The sequence below is a fragment of the Nocardioides nanhaiensis genome (assembly GCF_039542785.1).
GTDB lineage: Bacteria > Actinomycetota > Actinomycetes > Propionibacteriales > Nocardioidaceae > Nocardioides > Nocardioides nanhaiensis.
In genome coordinates, this window is record NZ_BAABIM010000002.1 from 528321 (window position 1) to 545155 (window position 16835).

At 72.7% G+C, this 16835-nt stretch carries 16 protein-coding genes and 1 tRNA gene; 8 read left to right on the top strand and 9 right to left on the bottom strand.

All coding sequences use genetic code 11. The annotated features are described in order from the left end of the window. Positions 1–6: 6 nt before the first annotated feature. Entirely contained in the window at positions 7–1149 is a 1143-nt protein-coding gene (locus tag ABD948_RS10695; RefSeq protein WP_345265556.1) for a glycosyltransferase, read from the top strand. On the opposite strand, the gene mptB is transcribed toward ABD948_RS10695, so the two are convergent. Then, positions 1072–2610, bottom strand: coding sequence for a polyprenol phosphomannose-dependent alpha 1,6 mannosyltransferase MptB (gene mptB / locus ABD948_RS10700; RefSeq protein WP_345265558.1), 1539 nt, complete (start codon positions 2608–2610; stop codon positions 1072–1074). The two genes, ABD948_RS10695 and mptB, sit on opposite strands and share 78 nt — an antisense overlap. A gap of 78 nt (positions 2611–2688) precedes the next feature. Between mptB and ABD948_RS10705 the strand changes: the two genes are divergently transcribed. After that, a complete protein-coding gene (locus tag ABD948_RS10705) occupies positions 2689–3156 on the top strand; it encodes a nitroreductase family deazaflavin-dependent oxidoreductase (protein WP_345265560.1) in 468 nt (155 codons plus the stop codon). Further along, positions 3153–4136, top strand: a complete 984-nt coding sequence (locus ABD948_RS10710; protein ID WP_345265562.1) for a metallophosphoesterase — start codon at positions 3153–3155, stop codon at positions 4134–4136. Before ABD948_RS10705 ends, ABD948_RS10710 begins: the two co-directional genes overlap by 4 nt. 116 nt (positions 4137–4252) lie before the next feature. On the opposite strand, the gene ABD948_RS10715 is transcribed toward ABD948_RS10710, so the two are convergent. Further along, positions 4253–5005 (bottom strand): hypothetical protein, encoded by a 753-nt coding sequence (locus ABD948_RS10715; protein WP_345265564.1) that lies wholly within the window; start codon positions 5003–5005, stop codon positions 4253–4255. A gap of 146 nt (positions 5006–5151) precedes the next feature. Beyond that, positions 5152–5233: transfer RNA gene (locus tag ABD948_RS10720), tRNA-Tyr, on the bottom strand. Between the two features lie 109 nt (positions 5234–5342). Here ABD948_RS10720 and ABD948_RS10725 point away from each other — a divergent pair. Further along, positions 5343–5834 (top strand): YajQ family cyclic di-GMP-binding protein, encoded by a 492-nt coding sequence (locus ABD948_RS10725; protein WP_345265566.1) that lies wholly within the window; start codon positions 5343–5345, stop codon positions 5832–5834. Positions 5835–5971: 137 nt separating this feature from the next. Here the strand turns inward: ABD948_RS10725 and ABD948_RS10730 are convergent, their stop codons facing one another. After that, positions 5972–7123 carry a geranylgeranyl reductase family protein gene (locus ABD948_RS10730; RefSeq protein ID WP_345265568.1) on the bottom strand — a complete coding sequence of 384 codons (1152 nt, stop codon included), beginning with the start codon at positions 7121–7123 and terminating at the stop codon, positions 5972–5974. Between the two features lie 36 nt (positions 7124–7159). Between ABD948_RS10730 and ABD948_RS10735 the strand changes: the two genes are divergently transcribed. Beyond that, positions 7160–7666 (top strand): SRPBCC family protein, encoded by a 507-nt coding sequence (locus ABD948_RS10735; protein ID WP_345265570.1) that lies wholly within the window; start codon positions 7160–7162, stop codon positions 7664–7666. Between the two features lie 102 nt (positions 7667–7768). Here the strand turns inward: ABD948_RS10735 and ABD948_RS10740 are convergent, their stop codons facing one another. From ABD948_RS10740 to ABD948_RS10755, 4 genes are read right to left on the bottom strand one after another with little or no spacing between them, the layout of a single operon-like run. Beyond that, entirely contained in the window at positions 7769–8767 is a 999-nt protein-coding gene (locus ABD948_RS10740) for a sulfate/molybdate ABC transporter ATP-binding protein (protein ID WP_345265572.1), read from the bottom strand. Between the two features lie 43 nt (positions 8768–8810). Beyond that, positions 8811–9623, bottom strand: a complete 813-nt coding sequence (locus ABD948_RS10745) for a sulfate ABC transporter permease (protein ID WP_345265574.1) — start codon at positions 9621–9623, stop codon at positions 8811–8813. Next, complete coding sequence (cysT, locus tag ABD948_RS10750) at positions 9616–10506, bottom strand: sulfate ABC transporter permease subunit CysT (protein ID WP_345265576.1); 891 nt, start codon at positions 10504–10506, stop codon at positions 9616–9618. The genes ABD948_RS10745 and cysT overlap by 8 nt, the downstream gene beginning before the upstream one ends. A 2-nt stretch (positions 10507–10508) precedes the next feature. Further along, positions 10509–11549, bottom strand: coding sequence for a sulfate ABC transporter substrate-binding protein (locus ABD948_RS10755; RefSeq protein ID WP_345265578.1), 1041 nt, complete (start codon positions 11547–11549; stop codon positions 10509–10511). Between the two features lie 316 nt (positions 11550–11865). Here ABD948_RS10755 and ABD948_RS10760 point away from each other — a divergent pair, with 316 nt between their 5' ends. Both ABD948_RS10760 and ABD948_RS10765 read left to right on the top strand, forming a co-directional pair. Next, a complete protein-coding gene (locus ABD948_RS10760; protein WP_345265580.1) occupies positions 11866–13806 on the top strand; it encodes a 2-oxoacid:acceptor oxidoreductase subunit alpha in 1941 nt (646 codons plus the stop codon). Positions 13807–13861: 55 nt separating this feature from the next. After that, positions 13862–14947 carry a 2-oxoacid:ferredoxin oxidoreductase subunit beta gene (locus ABD948_RS10765; protein ID WP_425576589.1) on the top strand — a complete coding sequence of 362 codons (1086 nt, stop codon included), beginning with the start codon at positions 13862–13864 and terminating at the stop codon, positions 14945–14947. A gap of 381 nt (positions 14948–15328) precedes the next feature. Here the strand turns inward: ABD948_RS10765 and ABD948_RS10770 are convergent, their stop codons facing one another. After that, complete coding sequence (locus tag ABD948_RS10770) at positions 15329–15748, bottom strand: hypothetical protein (RefSeq protein ID WP_345265582.1); 420 nt, start codon at positions 15746–15748, stop codon at positions 15329–15331. Between the two features lie 158 nt (positions 15749–15906). Between ABD948_RS10770 and rarD the strand changes: the two genes are divergently transcribed. Continuing rightward, positions 15907–16818 carry an EamA family transporter RarD gene (gene rarD / locus ABD948_RS10775; RefSeq protein WP_345265583.1) on the top strand — a complete coding sequence of 304 codons (912 nt, stop codon included), beginning with the start codon at positions 15907–15909 and terminating at the stop codon, positions 16816–16818. The last annotated feature ends 17 nt before the right edge of the window (positions 16819–16835 follow it).

Genomic DNA, 16835 nt, shown 5'->3' on the forward strand with positions numbered 1-16835 from the left:
GCTCTCGTGCGCATCGCCCAGCTGGCCAACTTCGTCGGACCCGCCTCGGGGGGCATGAAGCACGCCGTCGACGCCCTGGGGCACGGCTACGCCGCCGCCGGCGTGGAGCGTCTGCTGGTGGTGCCCGGTCCCACCGACCGGGTCACCAGCACCGAGCACGGCGACGTCGTCCAGCTGCGCGCCCCCCGCGTGGGCGCCGGCTACCGGCTGATCGTGGAGCCGTGGCGGGTCACCGAGGTGCTCGAGCGCTTCGCCCCCACCAGCGTCGAGCTCAGCGACAAGCTGACCCTGCTGCCGGTCACCTCGTGGGCTCGACGGCGCGGCGTCGCGCGGGTGCTGATCAGCCACGAGCGGCTCGACGACATGCTCGCCCTGCGCACGGGTCACGCGCTCGGCGCGCGCGCCTCGATCGGCCTGCTCAACCGGATCCTGGTGCGCTCCTTCGACGCGATCGTGGTGACCTCGCGCTACGCCGAGGCCGAGTTCGGCACGCTGGCCGCCGCCGTCGGCTGCCCGGTGCGCCGGGTGCCGCTCGGCGTCGACCTGGAGACCTTCCGCCCCGGCCCCGCCCGGCTCGCGCGCCCCACCACCGACGACGGCGCGCCCCTGCGGCTCGTGCACGCGGGCCGCCTCTCGCGCGAGAAGTCGCCTCACCTCGCGGTGACCACCGCCGTCGAGCTGCACCGCCGTGGGCGACCGGTGCAGCTGGACGTCTACGGCGCCGGGCCGCACCGCGACGAGCTCGAGCAGCTGGCCGGCTCCGCGCCCGTGCGCTTCCACGGCTTCGTGGCGGGCCGCCGTGAGCTCTCGCGGGCCCTGGCCGCGGCCGACGTCGCCCTCTCGGTGTGCCCGGGCGAGACCTTCGGGCTCGCGGTGCTGGAGGCGCTGGCCAGCGGCACGCCGGTGGTCACCGCCGACCGGGGCGGTGCGCGCGAGCTGGTCGACGGCGCCTCCGGCGCGTGGGCGGCCCCGGAGCCGGCCGCGCTGGCCGACGCCGTCGAGCGGCTCGCCACCCGGCCGCGGGCACGACTGCGTGCCGGCGCGCGGCGACGGGCCGAGCAGTTCCCGTGGTCAGCCTCGGTCGAGCGGATGCTCGCCGTGCACGACGAGCTGCGACCCGCGCTGACCGCGGGTCGCGACATCGCCTGACGGCTCGACCGGCAGCCACCGGGCGGCTGCGATCCGCTCGAGCCTCCTGCGGGCGCGCCGCGTCAGCAGCAGCACCGGCGTCAGCGCGGCCACCAGCATCGCGCCCAGCACGATGGCGAGGTAGGCGCCGTGCAGCGATGAGTCCAGGGGCGCCACCAGTCCGGCCAGCACGGAGACCGCCATCAGCGCCGCCGCCCCGAGCCGGGGCAGCCGCAGCAGCGCCACGAACGGCACCACCCACAGCAGGTACCACAGATGGACGACCGGCCCGAGCACGACGGTGACGCCCGTGACCAGGGCGAGCTCGCGGACCGCCTCGGCCGCGTCGCCGCTGCGCCAGCGCAGGGCCACGGCCCCCAGCACCACCACGGTGGCGACCATCCCCAGCAGCCGGGCGAGGTCGAGGAACGTGGCGGGCGCGAGGTCGAGCAGCCGTCCGGCCGTCCAGTCCAGGGCGCCGCCCAGCATGGGCACCGGCGAGAGCGGGGTGACCACGGTGCCCGGCACCGTGAGCCCGTGCACCCACCCCGATCCCAGGCCCGTCACCAGGCCGGTGCCCAGCAGCGCGGCGACGGCGAGCACGGCACCGGCGCCGAGGCGGCGCACCCGCTCGGCCAGACCGGCGGCCGCCGGCAGCGAGGCCAGCACGATCGCCAGGCACACCAGCCCCCCGGGCAGCTTGACGGCGGCAGCCAGGCCGCCGAGCAGGCACCCCGCCATCCACGAGCGCTCCAGCCCGACGACGAGAGCCACCGCCATCAGCCCGACCATCAGCAGGTCGTTGTGCAGACCGCCGACGCCGTGGGCCAGCATCAGCGGCGAGAGCAGCACCAGCGCGCTCGCCAGCGCGGGGTTGGCGCCGGTGTGGCGGGCCAGGCGCGGCAGCGCCCACGCGAGCAGCGCCAGGCCGACCAGGGCCAGGCTCCGATGGGCGACCACCAACATCCAGGGGTTGCCGGTGGTGCCGGCGACGACGTCGCCGAAGAACAGCGAGACGGGACCGTAGGGCGCCGGCGTCTCGCGCCAGCGCGGGTCGACCGCCTGCAGGATCGGCCCACTGAGCACGCCGGGGCCGTGGTCGTAGGGCGAGAGCCCGAGGTGGGCGAGCATCCCCTGGGCGGCGTAGCTCCAGCCGTCGCGCGAGAACAGCGGTGGCGCCAGCAGCAGCGGCGCGCTCCAGACGACGGCGGCGTGCCGCACCAGCGCGAGCGCGTCGTCGCGGTCCTCGGCGGGCACCTGCGCCACGTGGCGGCACAGCGCCAGCCACTGGCCGGCCAGCAGGCCCAGTCCGAGCAGCACCACCGCCAGGCCGAGCATCCTCCCGGCCTCGGCGTCGCGCAGGGCGACGAGCACGCTGGAGCGCATCGGGTGCGAGGAGCGCGGCAGCGCGGAGACGACCAGGCCGCCCAGCAGCACGAGCACCCCGGCCAGGAACCCGCGCAGCAGGACGCGATTGACCATGGGCGCACGGTAGGAGCGCGGCGTAGCCCGGCGAGTACGCCCGGTGAACCGGGGTGGAACATGGCCTAGATTCCAGGCATGGGTCTCCTCACGCCGCTGGCGGTCAAGATCGGCGCGATCAGCTGGATGCCGAAGCTGCTTCCCCAGATCGTCTGGACCGACAAGCGCCTGCAGGCCGTCACCGGGGGCCGGGTGACGATCCTCGACGTCGCCGGCCTGCCCAACCTGATGCTCACCGTGCCGGGCCGCAAGTCGGGCATCCCCCGCAGCAACCCGCTGCTGTGCGTGCCGCACGACGGCGGCTGGCTGGTGGCCGGCTCCTACTTCGGCGGCCCCAAGGAGCCGCTGTGGGTGGCCAACCTGCGGGCCTGCGAGCGCGCCCACATCCGCGATGGCAAGGTCGAGACCGACGTGACCTGGCGCGAGGTGGAGGGTGAGGAGCGCGCCCGCATGTGGCAGGTCATGCTGCGCACCTGGCCCAACTTCGCCAAGTACGAGGAGCGCACCTCGCGCACCATCCCGGTCTTCTACCTCCAGCGCGCGTGAGCGAGTCGACCTCGCAGCCCGCGTCGGCGTCGTACGTCGTCGCCTTCGGCCAGCACCCCGACCCCACGCACACGATCGCGCACCTCTCCGACCCGCACCTGCTGGCCGGTGGCGTGCGCCAGTACGGCGTCGTCGACCCCGAGGCGGGGCTGGTGCGCGCGCTCGAGCGGCTCGAGCATCTGCGGCCGGCACCGCAGGCGCTGGTGTTCACCGGCGACCTGGCCGACAAGGCCGAGCCCGAGGCCTACGCCCGGTTGCGCGCGCTGGTGGAGCCGGTGGCGCAGCGCCTGGGCGCCGCCGTGGTGTGGACGATGGGCAACCACGACGAGCGCGAGCCGTACGCCGCCGGCCTGTTCGACGTCACCGGCCCCGCGGCCGCCGAGCCCCAGGACCGCGTGCACGACGTCGCGGGGTTGCGTGTCGTCGCGCTCGACACCAGCGTGCCCGGCTACCACCACGGCGAGCTCACCTCCGACCAGCTGGCCTGGCTGGCCGACGTGCTGGCCGAGCCCGCCGCGCACGGCACCGTGCTGGCCCTGCACCACCCCCCGATCCCGCTCCCGCTGATGCCGGCCGGGGCGATCATCGAGCTGCTCGACCAGGAGGCGCTGGCGGCCGTGGTGGCGGGCACCGACGTCCGGCTCGTGCTCGGCGGGCACTACCACTGGACCTCGTGGTCGACCTTCGCCGGCGTGCCCGTCTCGGTGGCCTCGGCCAGCTGCTACACCTCCGACCCCGCGCCGCTGGACCGGCTTGTCTCGGGCGTCGACGGCCACCAGGCGTTCACGATGGTGCACCTCTACGAGGACCGGGCGGTGCACACCGTGGTGCCGCTGGCCGCCGCCCCCGAGGTGACCGGCCACCCCGGCGACGTGCACGCCCAGCTCGCCGCGCTGACCCCCGAGGAGCGGCGGGAGCTGATCAGCCGCAAGGACTCCTGGCTCAACGCCGAGGGCGAGGACCACGCCGCGCGCGGCTGAGCCCGAGCCACGCCGGCGGACCGGCCCCGGACGCAGGACGACGCCCCGGCAGCACCAGCCGGGGCGTCGTCGATCTCGACCTCCGCGAGGAGGCGAGTGCAGGGGTCAGGCGCGACTCAGGGAGTGGCGGTGACGGGGTCGGTCGAGTCGCCGGTGACGATGACGTAGAAGCGCTTGCGCTGGCCGTCGGCGGTCGGCGAGCCGTCGCTGTTGCGGGGGCTCACCACCAGGTGGTTGGTGTTGCCGGTGCCGGCCGGGGCGCAGGCGGTGATCGGCGTGCCGCACTGGCTGACGGCGATCTCGCCGGAGAACTCCGGGTTGGCGTCGGCGCCCATGGCGCGTCCGTTGGTGATGGCGTCGCCGTTGAGGTCCACGGTGTTCTGCAGCGCGATGGTGGCGATGATGCCGTTGTTGGAGAGGTCCTCGCCGGCGTTGATGTACACGTTGCCGTTGGCGCGCAGGGCGTTGCTGGGCGTGCCCTCGGGAGAGGTGTTGGCCAGGGTCGGGTACGCGGTGGTCACGGAGAAGCCGCCGGACTGGGAGATGATCGCGCCGGAGGAGTCCACGAGCGCCCAGCGGCTGACGCCGGCAGGGCCCTGGGGGCCCTGGGGGCCCTGGGGGCCCTGGGGGCCGGCGGGCAGGTTGCCGCTGAAGTCGCGGGGCCGCAGCGAGCCGTCGCGCACGTCGTTGGAGCCGATGGTCTCGTTCTTGATCTTGGCGCTGGTGACGGCGCCGTTGGCGATGTCGCTCGTCTGGATCTTCACGGCCGCGTAGGAGGTGCCGCCGAGGGCGACGAGGAGCGCGGACACGGAGACGAGGAGCGCGGCGCTCGGACGACGGTCGCGCAGGCGGGAAGGGAGCAGCTTCATGGCGGGTTGCCTCTCGGTCACGGACGACGGCGTCGTCCCTGCGTGTGCTTCGGGCCACATCCGCCGGCGGATTGGTCTACCGCGCAGTCGTCCACCTGCCGGGACGACGAAGGCCCCGCACCGTGCGGTGCGGGGCCTCGTGCCTGTGGCAGGTGCTGGATTCGAACCAGCGTAGGCTGTGCCGGCTGATTTACAGTCAGCTCCCTTTGGCCACTCGGGCAACCTGCCAGGGAGGTGATCGCCGCTCCTGCTGGCCGTGTTGGCCTGCCGGGCGACGACGCGAAACAATAGCGCAGCCCCGCCCGCCCCACGAAAACGCACAGGAGACACCGTCACCATGGCCGACTCGTCGTTCGACATCGTCAGCAAGATCGACCGCCAGGAGGTCGACAACGCGCTGAGCCAGACCGCGCGCGAGGTCGCCACCCGCTTCGACTTCAAGGGCACCGGCGCCACGATCGAGTGGCAGGGCGAGCAGGCCATCGAGATCACCGCCTCCGCCGACGACCGCGCCTCCGCGGTGCTCGACGTGTTCAAGGAGAAGCTGGTCAAGCGCAACCAGAGCCTCAAGATCCTCGACGCCTCCGAGCCGCGCCCCTCGGGCCAGCAGTCCAAGATCGGCATCGCGCTGAAGGAGGGCATCTCCTCCGAGGACGCCAAGAAGGTCAGCAAGCTGATCCGCGACGAGGGCCCCAAGGGCGTCAAGGCCCAGATCCAGGGCGACGAGCTGCGCGTCTCCTCCAAGAAGCGCGACGACCTGCAGGCCGTGCAGCAGCTGGTCAAGTCGCAGGACTACGACTTCGCGGTGCAGTTCACCAACTACCGCTGACGCGGGCGGCCGCCGGTCGGCCGGGTGGGATTTACCCGGTCGGCCGGGGGCTGTGCAGCTTGTCGGCCGAAATTTCGGCCGACAAGCTGGGGAGTAACCGGTCAACCGGGGAAATCCACGGGCGGCCGCGCCGACCCTCACCGACCACCCAGCACCCCGACGGCGGCGCGCACGCTGCGGTGCTGCCAGGCGCGGGCGAGGGTGGTGTCGCCGCGGGCGATCCGGGTGAAGGCGCGCCAGCCGACGCCGGTCCCCCCGAGCAGGTGGTGGAAGACGGCGGGGCGGCGCTCGAAGGCCCGCAGGCACTGCTCGCCGGCCGCCATCTCGACCGCGAGCTCCTCCCCCACCGCCGACCGGTAGCGCGCCTGCAGCGCGCCGTCGTCCTGCGCACCGCCCCGCGCGGCGACGGCACCGGCGAGCAGGCCGGAGCGGACGGCGAAGCTGATGCCCTCGCGGGTCCACGGCTCCAGCAGCCCCGCGGCGTCGCCGGCGAGCAGCACCCGGCCCGCACCGAGGGGCGAGTCGGGGGTGCGGCAGCGGGTCAGGTGGCCGGAGTCGTGCAGCACCCGCAGCCCGGTGAGCCCCTGCCGGCGCAGCAGGTCGGCCAGGTACGCGCGCGTCTGCGCCGGGTTGCCGCGGGCGGCGATGACGCCGACGGTGAGCGAGTCGCCCTTGGGGAAGACCCAGCCGTAGGAGCCGGGCAGCGGACCCCAGTCCAGGTGCACCCGGTCGGCCCAGCGCGCACCGAGCGCCCCGACGTCGAGCTCGACCTCGAGCCCCAGGTCCACCCGCGAGAGTCGGACGCCGACCTCGCGGGCGAGCCGGCTGGAGGTCCCGTCGGCCGCGACGACGGTGCGGGCGCGCACCGGGCCCTGCTCGGTGGCCAGCTCGACGACGTCGCCGGCCCGCTGCCACCCGGTGACTCCGGTGACCCCGCACCGCGTGCGCACCTCGGCGCCCGCGGAGGCGGCCGCGCTGGCCAGCCACGCGTCCAGCTCGGTGCGGGCCGCGGTGCGCAGGACCGGCGCGTGCTCGACGCGCTGGAGTGGCACCCCGCCGCGCAGGGTGAACGAGACGCGGTGCACGTCGACGCGGGCGGGTGGGTCGCCGGGCAGGTGCGCGAGCGTCGGCCCGATCAGCCCGCCGCCGCAGGTCTTGTACCGCGGCAGCTCCGCCTTCTCGAGCAGCACCGTGCGAGCGCCGGTCTCGGCGGCGGCGCGGGCCGCGGAGGCGCCGGCGGGGCCGCCACCCACGACGGCGACGTCGTACTCGTCCACGGCGCCGCTCACGGGCACAGCCTCCCAGGAGGCCCTACGCTCCGGCGCATGCCCTCCGCGCGCCCCTCCGCCTCGGTCACGATCGCGGCCCCGATCGAGCGCGTCTGGCAGGTCATGACCGAGACCGACCGCTACGGCGAGTGGAACCCGTTCGTCGTCGAGGCACGCACCGCCCACCCGCCTCGGGTGGATGAGCCGATCCTGCTCACGGTGCGCTGGCGATCGGGGCGCACCACGCGCTCGCCCGAGCGGATCAGCGCCGTCGAGACACCGGCGGCCGGCCCGACGGGCGAGCAGCGCGCACTCCTCAGCTACACCTACGAGGGCTGGCCCGCGCGGCTCGGGCTGGTGCGCGGCGTCCGGCACCAGCGGCTGACCCAGGAGCCGGGCGGGCCCACGACCTACGAGACGGTCGAGGAGTTCTCCGGCCCGCTGGTGCGCCTGGCCGGCCCGGCCCGGGTGGCGGACGGCTTCGCCCGGCACGCGCAGGCGCTGAGGACCCGCTGCGAGACGGACGAGCAGCAGCCCTGGAGGAAGGAGCCCGCCCCGCGATGAGGTGCGGTCACCGCGGGGCGGGCGGGGTCCGGCACGCGGAGGGGTGCGGCCGCCGCGAGCCGGACGATCAGGGGGTGGGGGCCAGCCCGGGGCCGCCCCGGCTCACACCGCGACCGCGGTCTGCGCCGCGGCCGGCGCGCCGGCCGAGACGGTGACGGCGCCGTCGGCCGGCGTCATCCACACGCGGGTGCCCTCGGCCAGCTCCAGGGAGCGGGCGTGGGTGCGGGTGAGCACCACCGTGACCGGCGGGCCCGCCTCGGGCTGCACCGTCAGGCGCACCTCGAAGCCCACGCGCAGCAGCCGGGTCACCGTGCCGGCCACGGCGCCGGACCGACCCGGCTGCACCTCGACCTCGATGTCGTGGGGCCGCAGCTGCACGTCGCCGAGGGTGGTCACCTCACCGAGGAAGCCCATCACGAAGTCGTTGGCGGGCTCGTCGTAGAGCTGGTCGGGCGTGCCGACCTGCTCCACGCGGCCCTCGTTGATCACGACGATCTCGTCGGCGACCTCCAGGGCCTCCTCCTGGTCGTGGGTCACGAAGACCGTGGTCACGTGCACCTCGTCGTGCAGGCGGCGCAGCCAGTCGCGCAGCTCCTTGCGCACCTTGGCGTCCAGGGCGCCGAAGGGCTCGTCGAGCAGCAGCACCGTCGGCTCGACGGCGAGCGCCCGCGCCAGCGCCATCCGCTGGCGCTGCCCGCCGGAGAGCTGCGAGGGCAGCCGGTGGCTGAACTGCGAGAGGTGCACCAGCTCGAGCAGCTCCTCGACCCGACGCTGCACGTCGGGCTTGGGGCGCTTGCGGATCTCGAGCCCGAAGGCCACGTTCTTGGCCACGGTCATGTGCTTGAAGACCGCGTAGTGCTGGAACACGAAGCCCACGTTGCGCTTCTGCGGCGGCAGGTGGGTGGCCTCGCGGCCCTCGATGGAGATCGTGCCGGAGTCGGCGGACTCCAGGCCGGCGATCACACGCAGCAGGGTGGACTTGCCGCCGCCCGAGGGGCCCAGCAGCGCGGTGAGCTGGCCGGTGGGCAGGGTGACGGTGACGTCGTCGAGGGCGACGAAGTCGCCGAAACGCTTGGTGACGCCGGTGACGTCGATGCTCATGGGTGTTCTCCTTCGTCGGAGCGGAAAGCGAGAGGGGCTGGGGTCAGCGCTCGTCGGAGCGCGGCCGGAGGAAGGCGACGACGACCAGGCACGCCACGCTGACGGCGATCAGCAGGAACGAGATCGCGTAGGCCGACTCCTGCTGGAAGTTCTGGTACTTCGCCTCCACCAGCAAGGTGGCCGTCTGCGTCTGGCCGGTGATGTTGCCCGAGACGATCTTGACGGCGCCGAACTCGCCGAGCGAGCGGGCCAGGCTCAGCACCACGCCGTAGACGACCGCCCACTTGATGCTGGGCAGCGTGATCCGCCAGAACGTCTGCGGACCGCTGGCGCCGAGGCTGCGCGCGGCCTGCTCCTGGTCGTCGCCGACCTCGCGGAGCACCGGCACCACCTCGCGGATCACCAGCGGCAGCGCCACGAAGCAGGTCGCCATGATCATGCCGGGCGAGTCGAAGATGACCTGCAGACCCGCGGCCTCCGCCGTCGGGCCGAACCACCCGTCGCGGCCGTTGTAGACCAGCAGCAGCGCGAGGCCCACCACCACGGGCGAGACCGACATCGGCAGGTCGACGAGCGCCGAGAGCACCCGCTTGCCCGGGAACTCGTAGCGCACCAGCAGCAGCGACATCGTGACGCCGAAGACGAGGTTGATGACGACGGCCCAGAAGGCCACCATCACGGTCAGCTGCAGCGCCCCGACGATGCGCTCGTCACCGAGCGCGTCGGTCAGGTTGCCCAGGCCGCCGGCGAAGGTCGCGCGCACCACCATGGCCACCGGCCAGGCGACCAGGAAGAACACGTAGCCGATGGCCACGGCGCGCAGGCCCCACTTGACGGGGGTCGAGGTCTCAAGCACGACGCGACACCCGCCTCTGCACGATGTCGAGCAGCACGATCACCACGAGGGCGACGAACAGCATCACCGAGGCCAGCGCGGCCGCGGAGGCGTTGTTGCCGTTCTCGATGAAGGTGAGCACGCGCACCGAGACGACCTCGGTGCGGAAGGGCAGGTTGCCGCTGAGCAGCACCAGCGAGCCGTACTCCGAGATCGCGCGGGCGAACGAGAGCGCTGCTCCCGCCGTGATCGCCGGCACCAGGCTCGGCAGGATCACCCGGCGGAAGGTGGTCAGCGGCCGGGCGCCCAGGGAGGCGGCCGCTTCCTCGACGTCGGACTCGAGCTCCTCGAGGACCGGTTGCACCGTGCGCACCACGAAGGGCAGCGTCACGAACGCCAGCGCCAGGGTCACCGCCATCTCGCTGAACGCCCAGTTGACGCCGAGCGGGCTGTCGGGTCCGTAGAGCGCCAGCAGCACCAGGCCCGCGACGATCGTGGGCAGCGCGAAGGGGATGTCGATGACGACGTCGAGGATCGCCTTGCCCGGGAAGTGGTCGCGCACCAGCACCCAGGCGATGACGGTGCCGACGACGACGTTGACGAGCGTCACCAGCAGCGCCTGGCCGACGGTCAGCTGCACGGCGGCCCAGGTCTGGGGGTTGCGCAGCACGTCGATATAGCGGCCCAGACCGTTCTCGCCGGCGGTCGCGACGATCGCGGCCAGCGGGATGAGGACGAGCAGGCTGAACCAGACGGTGGCGATGCCGAGCGCGAGCCCGGAACCGCGGGTCAGGGTGGAACGGGGCGTGCTCCGGCGCGGACGCCGGCCCCGTCGCCCGCCGGTGCTACCGGCGGGCGACGCGGCGACGTCGTCCAGGAGGGCCCCCGCACGGGCCGGTGCCATGACTACTCCTCGCCGACCTTCCCGGTCTCCTGCTGGATCTCGGTGATGATGCCGAGCGGGTTGCCGTCCTCGCCGTCACCGAAGAACTCGTCGGCCGCGGTGGCCCAGCCGCCGAAGTCGTCGTCGATGGTGAACAGCTGCTCGGGGGCCGGGAACGGGTCGGCCGGGTCGTTGGCGCCTTCCACCTCGTCGATCTCGACGCCGTCGACCACCGGGCGGAAGCCCGACTGCGCGTAGTCGGCCTGGGCGTCGGGCCCGGTCATGAAGTCCAGGAAGTCCTGCGCGGTCTGGTCGGCGTCGACGGTGACGGCGGCCGGGTTCTCGATGAGCAGGGTGTCGGGCGGGACCACGTAGTCGACGGCCGCGCCGTTCTGCTTGGCGAGGATGGCCTCGTTCTCGTAGGAGAGCAGCACGTCGCCCGCGCCGTCGTCGAAGGCCGTGGTGGCCTCACGACCGGAGCCGGGCAGCGCGATGGTGTTGCCGAGCAGGTCGGTGACGAACTGCCGGGCCTCCTCCTCCGAGCCGCCGTTGCCGGTGATGTGCGCCCAGGCGGCCAGGATGTTCCAGCGCGCCGACCCCGAGGAGCCCGGGTTCGGGGTGATGATCTCGACGCCGTCCTCGACCAGGTCGTCCCAGGTCTCGATGCCGTCGGGGTTGCCCTCGCGGACCACGAAGACCACGACCGAGGAGGTCGCGATGCCCTCGGTCGGGGTGTCCTTCCAGTCCTCGGCCACGAGGCCCTCGTCGACCAGCCGGGTCACGTCGGTCTCGAGCGAGTAGTGCACGACGTCGGCGTCGGTGCCGGCCACGACGGCGCGGCTCTGGTCGCCGGAGGCGCCGTAGGAGGGAGCGAACTCCACGCCCTCGCCCTCGGGGGTGGCCTGGAAGTCCTCGAAGACGGGCTCGTTGGCCGCCTCCATCACGGAGAACGCGTTGACGCTGATCGTCTCGCCGGCCTCGCTGCCACCTGCGTTGGTGGAGCAACCGGTCAAGGCCAGCACCCCGGCAACTCCTGCAGCCGCGACCTTGATCGATGTGTTCATGGTGCCTCTTTCCTGTGGGGGCAGCCCGAGCCCTGCACGACGTAACGCGAGTAGATTACTCATGTTTATGTGCGTTGTTGTCAACTGTCCGCGGCCTGGGCGTGGCGCCGCAGGCGGGCAGGGTGGTGGACGTCACCCCCGTGGAGGCGCCCAGCACGGGAGACGGGGTGGGGCGCGCGGCCGTACCGACCTATCGTGGGAGGTCGGCCGGAGGTCCGCCGTCGGCGTGGCGCGAGAACTGGAACACGTTCTCGTTGTCCGCGCGCCGGAGTAGCATCGCGGCCTCGGAACGCACCAGAGCGCGAGGAAGTGTTGAGTGTCCAAGCAGGTCAAGCAGCTGGACCGGGTGATCATCCGGTTCGCCGGTGACTCCGGTGACGGCATGCAGCTCACCGGCGACCGGTTCACCCAGGAGTCGGCCGTGTTCGGCAACGACCTGGTGACCCTGCCCAACTTCCCCGCCGAGATCCGCGCGCCCCAGGGCACCCTGCCCGGCGTGTCGTCCTTCCAGGTGCACTTCGCCGACCACGACATCCTCACCGCGGGCGACGCCCCCGACGTGCTGGTCGCGATGAACCCCGCCGCGCTGAAGGCGAACCTGCCCGACCTGCCGGTGGGGGCGACGATCATCGTCGACACCGCCGACTTCACCAAGCGCAACCTCGACAAGGCCGGCTACACCTCCAACCCGCTCGACAAGCTGGGCGAGGTCGACGACGTCCTGGGCGGCTTCCAGGTGCAGCCGGTCGACCTGACCGGCATCACCGTGGAGGCCGTCAAGGAGTTCGGCCTGACCCGCAAGGACGCCTCGCGGGCCAAGAACATGTTCGCCCTCGGTCTGCTGTCGTGGATGTACGGGCGCCCCACCGAGGGCACCATCGCGTTCCTGGGCAAGCGCTTCGCCAAGGTCCCCGACATCCGCGACGCCAACATCACCGCCTTCAAGGCCGGCTGGAACTACGGCGAGACCACCGAGACCTTCGCGGTCCAGTACGAGATCAAGCCCGCCACCGGCATGCCCGCCGGCACCTACCGCAACATCACCGGCAACCTGGCGCTCTCCTACGGCCTGGTCGCCGCCGGCGTCCGCTCCGGGCTGCCGGTGTTCCTGGGGTCCTACCCCATCACCCCGGCCTCCGACATCCTCCACGAGCTGAGCAAGCACAAGGCCTTCGGCGTCACCACCTTCCAGGCCGAGGACGAGATCGCCGGCGTCGGCGCCGCCATCGGCGCCTCCTTCGCTGGCCACCTCGGCGTCACCACCACCTCCGGCCCGGGCATCGCGCTCAAGTCCGAGGCCATCGGCCTGGCGATCATGACCGAGCTGCCCCTGCTGGTCATCGACGTCCAGCGCGGCGGCCCCTCCACCGGTCTGCCCACCAAGACCGAGCAGGCCGACCTCATGCAGGCCATGTTCGGCCGCAACGGCGAGGCCCCCCTGCCGATCGTGGCGCCCCAGTCACCTGGCGACTGCTTCGACGCCGCCCTGGAGGCCGCACGCATCGCCGTCACCTACCGCACCCCGGTGATGCTGCTCTCCGACGGCTACCTGGCCAACGGCTCCGAGCCCTGGCGGATCCCCGAGCAGGACGACCTGCCCACCATCGACCCCGCCTTCGCGACCGAGACCAACCACGAGGTCACCGCCAAGGACGGGACGACGAGCGGGGACTTCTGGCCCTACCTGCGCGACGAGGAGACCCTCGCCCGCCCCTGGGCCGTGCCCGGCACCCCCGGCCTCGAGCACCGCATCGGCGGCCTGGAGAAGGGCGAGGGCCACGGCAACATCTCCTACGACCCCGCCAACCACGACCTCATGGTCCGCACCCGCCAGGCCAAGGTCGACCGGATCGCCGAGTCCCTGCCGCCGCTACAGGTCGACGACCCGAGCGGCAAGGCCAAGGTGCTGGTGATCGGGTGGGGCTCCACCTACGGCCCCATCGGTGCCGGCTGCCGACGCGTGCGCAAGGCCGGCCACGACGTCGCACAGGTGCACCTGCGCCACCTCAACCCCTTCCCGAAGGACCTCGGCGAGATCCTCGCCCGCTACGACAAGGTCCTGGTCCCCGAGATGAACCTGGGCCAGCTCTCCAACCTGCTGCGCGCGAAGTACCTCGTCGACGCCCGCGGCTACAACGTCGTCCGCGGCCTGCCCCTCAAGGCCGCCGAGCTCGCCGAGGCCATCGGCGGCCTCGTCGCCGAGGCCGAGGGCCTTGCCCCGGGCGAGCTCGACCTCACCCCCACCCCGTCCTCGTGACCGGTCAGGAGCCTCACCAGTGACCACCCTCTCCAGCCCCGCCGGCAGCAGCGAGCTGCCGTTCCCCGGCCTGCGCGCCGGCACCGAGGGCGTCCCCGCGCACGAGGGCGACGCCCAGACCGCCAAGGAGTTCTCCTCCGACCAGGAGGTCCGCTGGTGCCCCGGCTGCGGCGACTACGCCGTGCTCAAGGCCGTGCAGTCCTTCCTGCCCCAGCTCGGCCTGCGCCGCGAGAACATCGTGTTCGTCTCCGGCATCGGCTGCTCCAGCCGCTTCCCGTACTACCTCGACACCTACGGGATGCACTCCATCCACGGCCGCGCCCCCTCGATCGCCACCGGGATCGCCACCGCGCGCGAGGACCTCTCCGTGTGGGTCGTCACCGGCGACGGCGACGCCCTCTCCATCGGCGGCAACCACCTCATCCACGCCCTGCGCCGCAACATCAACATGACGATCCTGCTGTTCAACAACCGGATCTACGGCCTCACCAAGGGCCAGTACTCCCCCACCTCCGAGGCCGGCAAGATCACTAAGTCCACCCCCATGGGCTCGGTCGACCACCCCTTCAACCCCGTCAGCCTGGCGCTCGGCGCCGAGGCCTCCTTCGTGGCCCGCACCATCGACTCCGACCGCAAGCACCTCACCCACGTGCTCTCCGCGGCCGCCGCCCACCGCGGCACCAGCCTGGTCGAGATCTACCAGAACTGCCCGATCTTCAACGACGGCGCCTTCGACGCCATCAAGGGCAACGACACCAAGGGCGACGCCCTCATCCCCCTCGAGCACGGCCAGCCCATCACCTTCGGCTCGAGCCAGGCCAAGGGCCTGGTGCGCGACACCGCCACCGGCGGTGTCAAGGTCGTCGAGGTCGGCACCGAGCCCGGCCAGGTCACCGAGGACCAGCTGCTGGTCCACGACGCCCACCAGGCCGACCCCACCACCGCGTTCGCCATCTCCCGCCTCACCGAGATGGGCTACCTCGACCAGACCCCCATCGGCATCTTCCGCCAGGTCGAGCGCCCCACCTACGACGACCAGACCCGCGCCCAGGTCCACAGCGCCACCCAGGCCGTCGACGACGACCCCACCGACCGCCTCGCCAGCCTCATCGCCGGCAACGACACCTGGACCGTGGTCTGACGGCGACTGAGCCTGCGAAGTCGCCGTCGATGGTCGTCGAGTAGCACGGCGCGGGTGAGCCTGCGAACCCGCGGCGGGCGTACCGAGACGCAGTGAGCCAGGAAGCAGCCCAGCGCAGCGGAGGCCGCGGCTGAGGAGCGAAGCCGCGCCGAGCGCAGCGGACGAGGCACCGCGGCAAAGGGCCAGCAGTCGGCTCACCGGATCTCGGATCGAGCACGCGCCGCCCCTCGGGACGGCGCTACTCGATCACCGGCCGTCACGGCCTCGCTCTCACACCGGACGCACGAAGGCCCCCACCGCAGCGCGGTGGGGGCCTTCGAGGTTTTCAGCAGCGTCTCACGCCACCGGGGAGGGTCCGCCTGTCCGCGGTCCCGTCTCGGCTCAGGTGTAGAAGACGCGGATCAGCTGGCTGTAGGAGGTCGCGAAGCGCTTGTCGCTGGGGACCTTGACGACGAACCAGCCGGTCGCCTTGAGGTTGCGGGTCGAGAAGTTGCCCTTGTTGTTGGTGCGCAGGGTCAGGAAGTTGCGGTACTTGCCCTTCTTGCTGTTCGAGCGCTGGATGGTGATCTTCTTGTTCTTGGCGGCCTGCACCTTGCCGGTGAACTTGTAGGTGGTGCGGCTCGTCGACTTGAACTTGAAGGCCACGGTGCGGCGGGGCTTCGCGGCGGCCGCGGGGGCGGCGGCGGAGGTCGAGCTCTTCGCGGCGGTCACGTCGGCGGCGTTGGCGGTGGCCGAGGTGAAGGGCACGAGGCCGATCAGGGCGAAAGCCAGCGCGGCGATCAGGATGCGGTGCATGCGCATGGGAGGGGGTCCCCTTTCCGGGGTTCTCGGGACGGAACGTACGTGGCCACTGTGCCCCAGCGAGGTGAGCGGCAAACCACAGGTACCCCACGGATCCCTGACGATCCGACACGATCCCCCCGGCCGCGGGCGCGTAGGCTCCCGCACGTGACGACGAGGTGAGCGAGCAGCGTCGGGGCCTGGCCCTGGGCGTCGCGGCCTACCTGCTCTGGGGGGCGTTCCCCCTGTACTGGCCGCTGCTCGAGCCGGCGGGCGCCGTCGAGCTGCTGGCGCACCGGGTGGTGTGGTCGGTGCTGACGACGGCGCTCCTGGTGCTGCTGCTGCGACGGCGGGCCGCACTGGCCGCGTTGCTGCGCAGCCCCCGCACCCGGGTGCTGCTCGTGGTGGCGGCGGTGACCATCAGCGTCAACTGGGCCACCTTCATCTACGGCGTCAACAGCGGCCACGTGGTCGAGACCTCGCTGGGCTACTTCATCAACCCGCTGGTGACGGTGCTGATGGGTGTGCTGGTGCTCTCCGAGCGGCTCCGACCGCTGCAGTGGGTGGCGCTCGGGCTGGGTGGCGCCGCCGTCGCGGTGCTCACCTGGGACTACGGGCGCCCGCCGGTCATCGCGCTGACCCTCGCGCTCTCCTTCGCCGTGTACGGCCTGGCCAAGAAGGCGGCGGGTGCGGGCGCCGTCGAGAGCCTGGCGGTGGAGACGGCGATCGTGGCGCCAGTGGCGCTGGCCTACCTGGCGTGGCTCGGCTCCACCGGTCGCGCGCAGGTGGGCTCGGACGGCGCGGGCCACCTGCTGCTCGTGGCCACCAGCGGCGTGGTGACGGCCGTGCCGCTGCTGTGCTTCGGTGCCGCGGCGACCCGCATCCCGATGGTCACGCTGGGGTTGTTGCAGTACCTGGCGCCGGTGCTGCAGTTCGCGCTCGGCGTGCTGGTCTTCGGCGAGGAGATGCCGCCGGGCCGCTGGGCAGGCTTCGCACTGGTGTGGCTGGCGCTCAGCCTGTTCACGCTCGAGGCGCTGCGGCACCGACGCCGCCAGCTGGTGCTGGCCGCGAGCGCCTCCCCCGCGGTCTGAGCCAGGGCGGCAGCGGC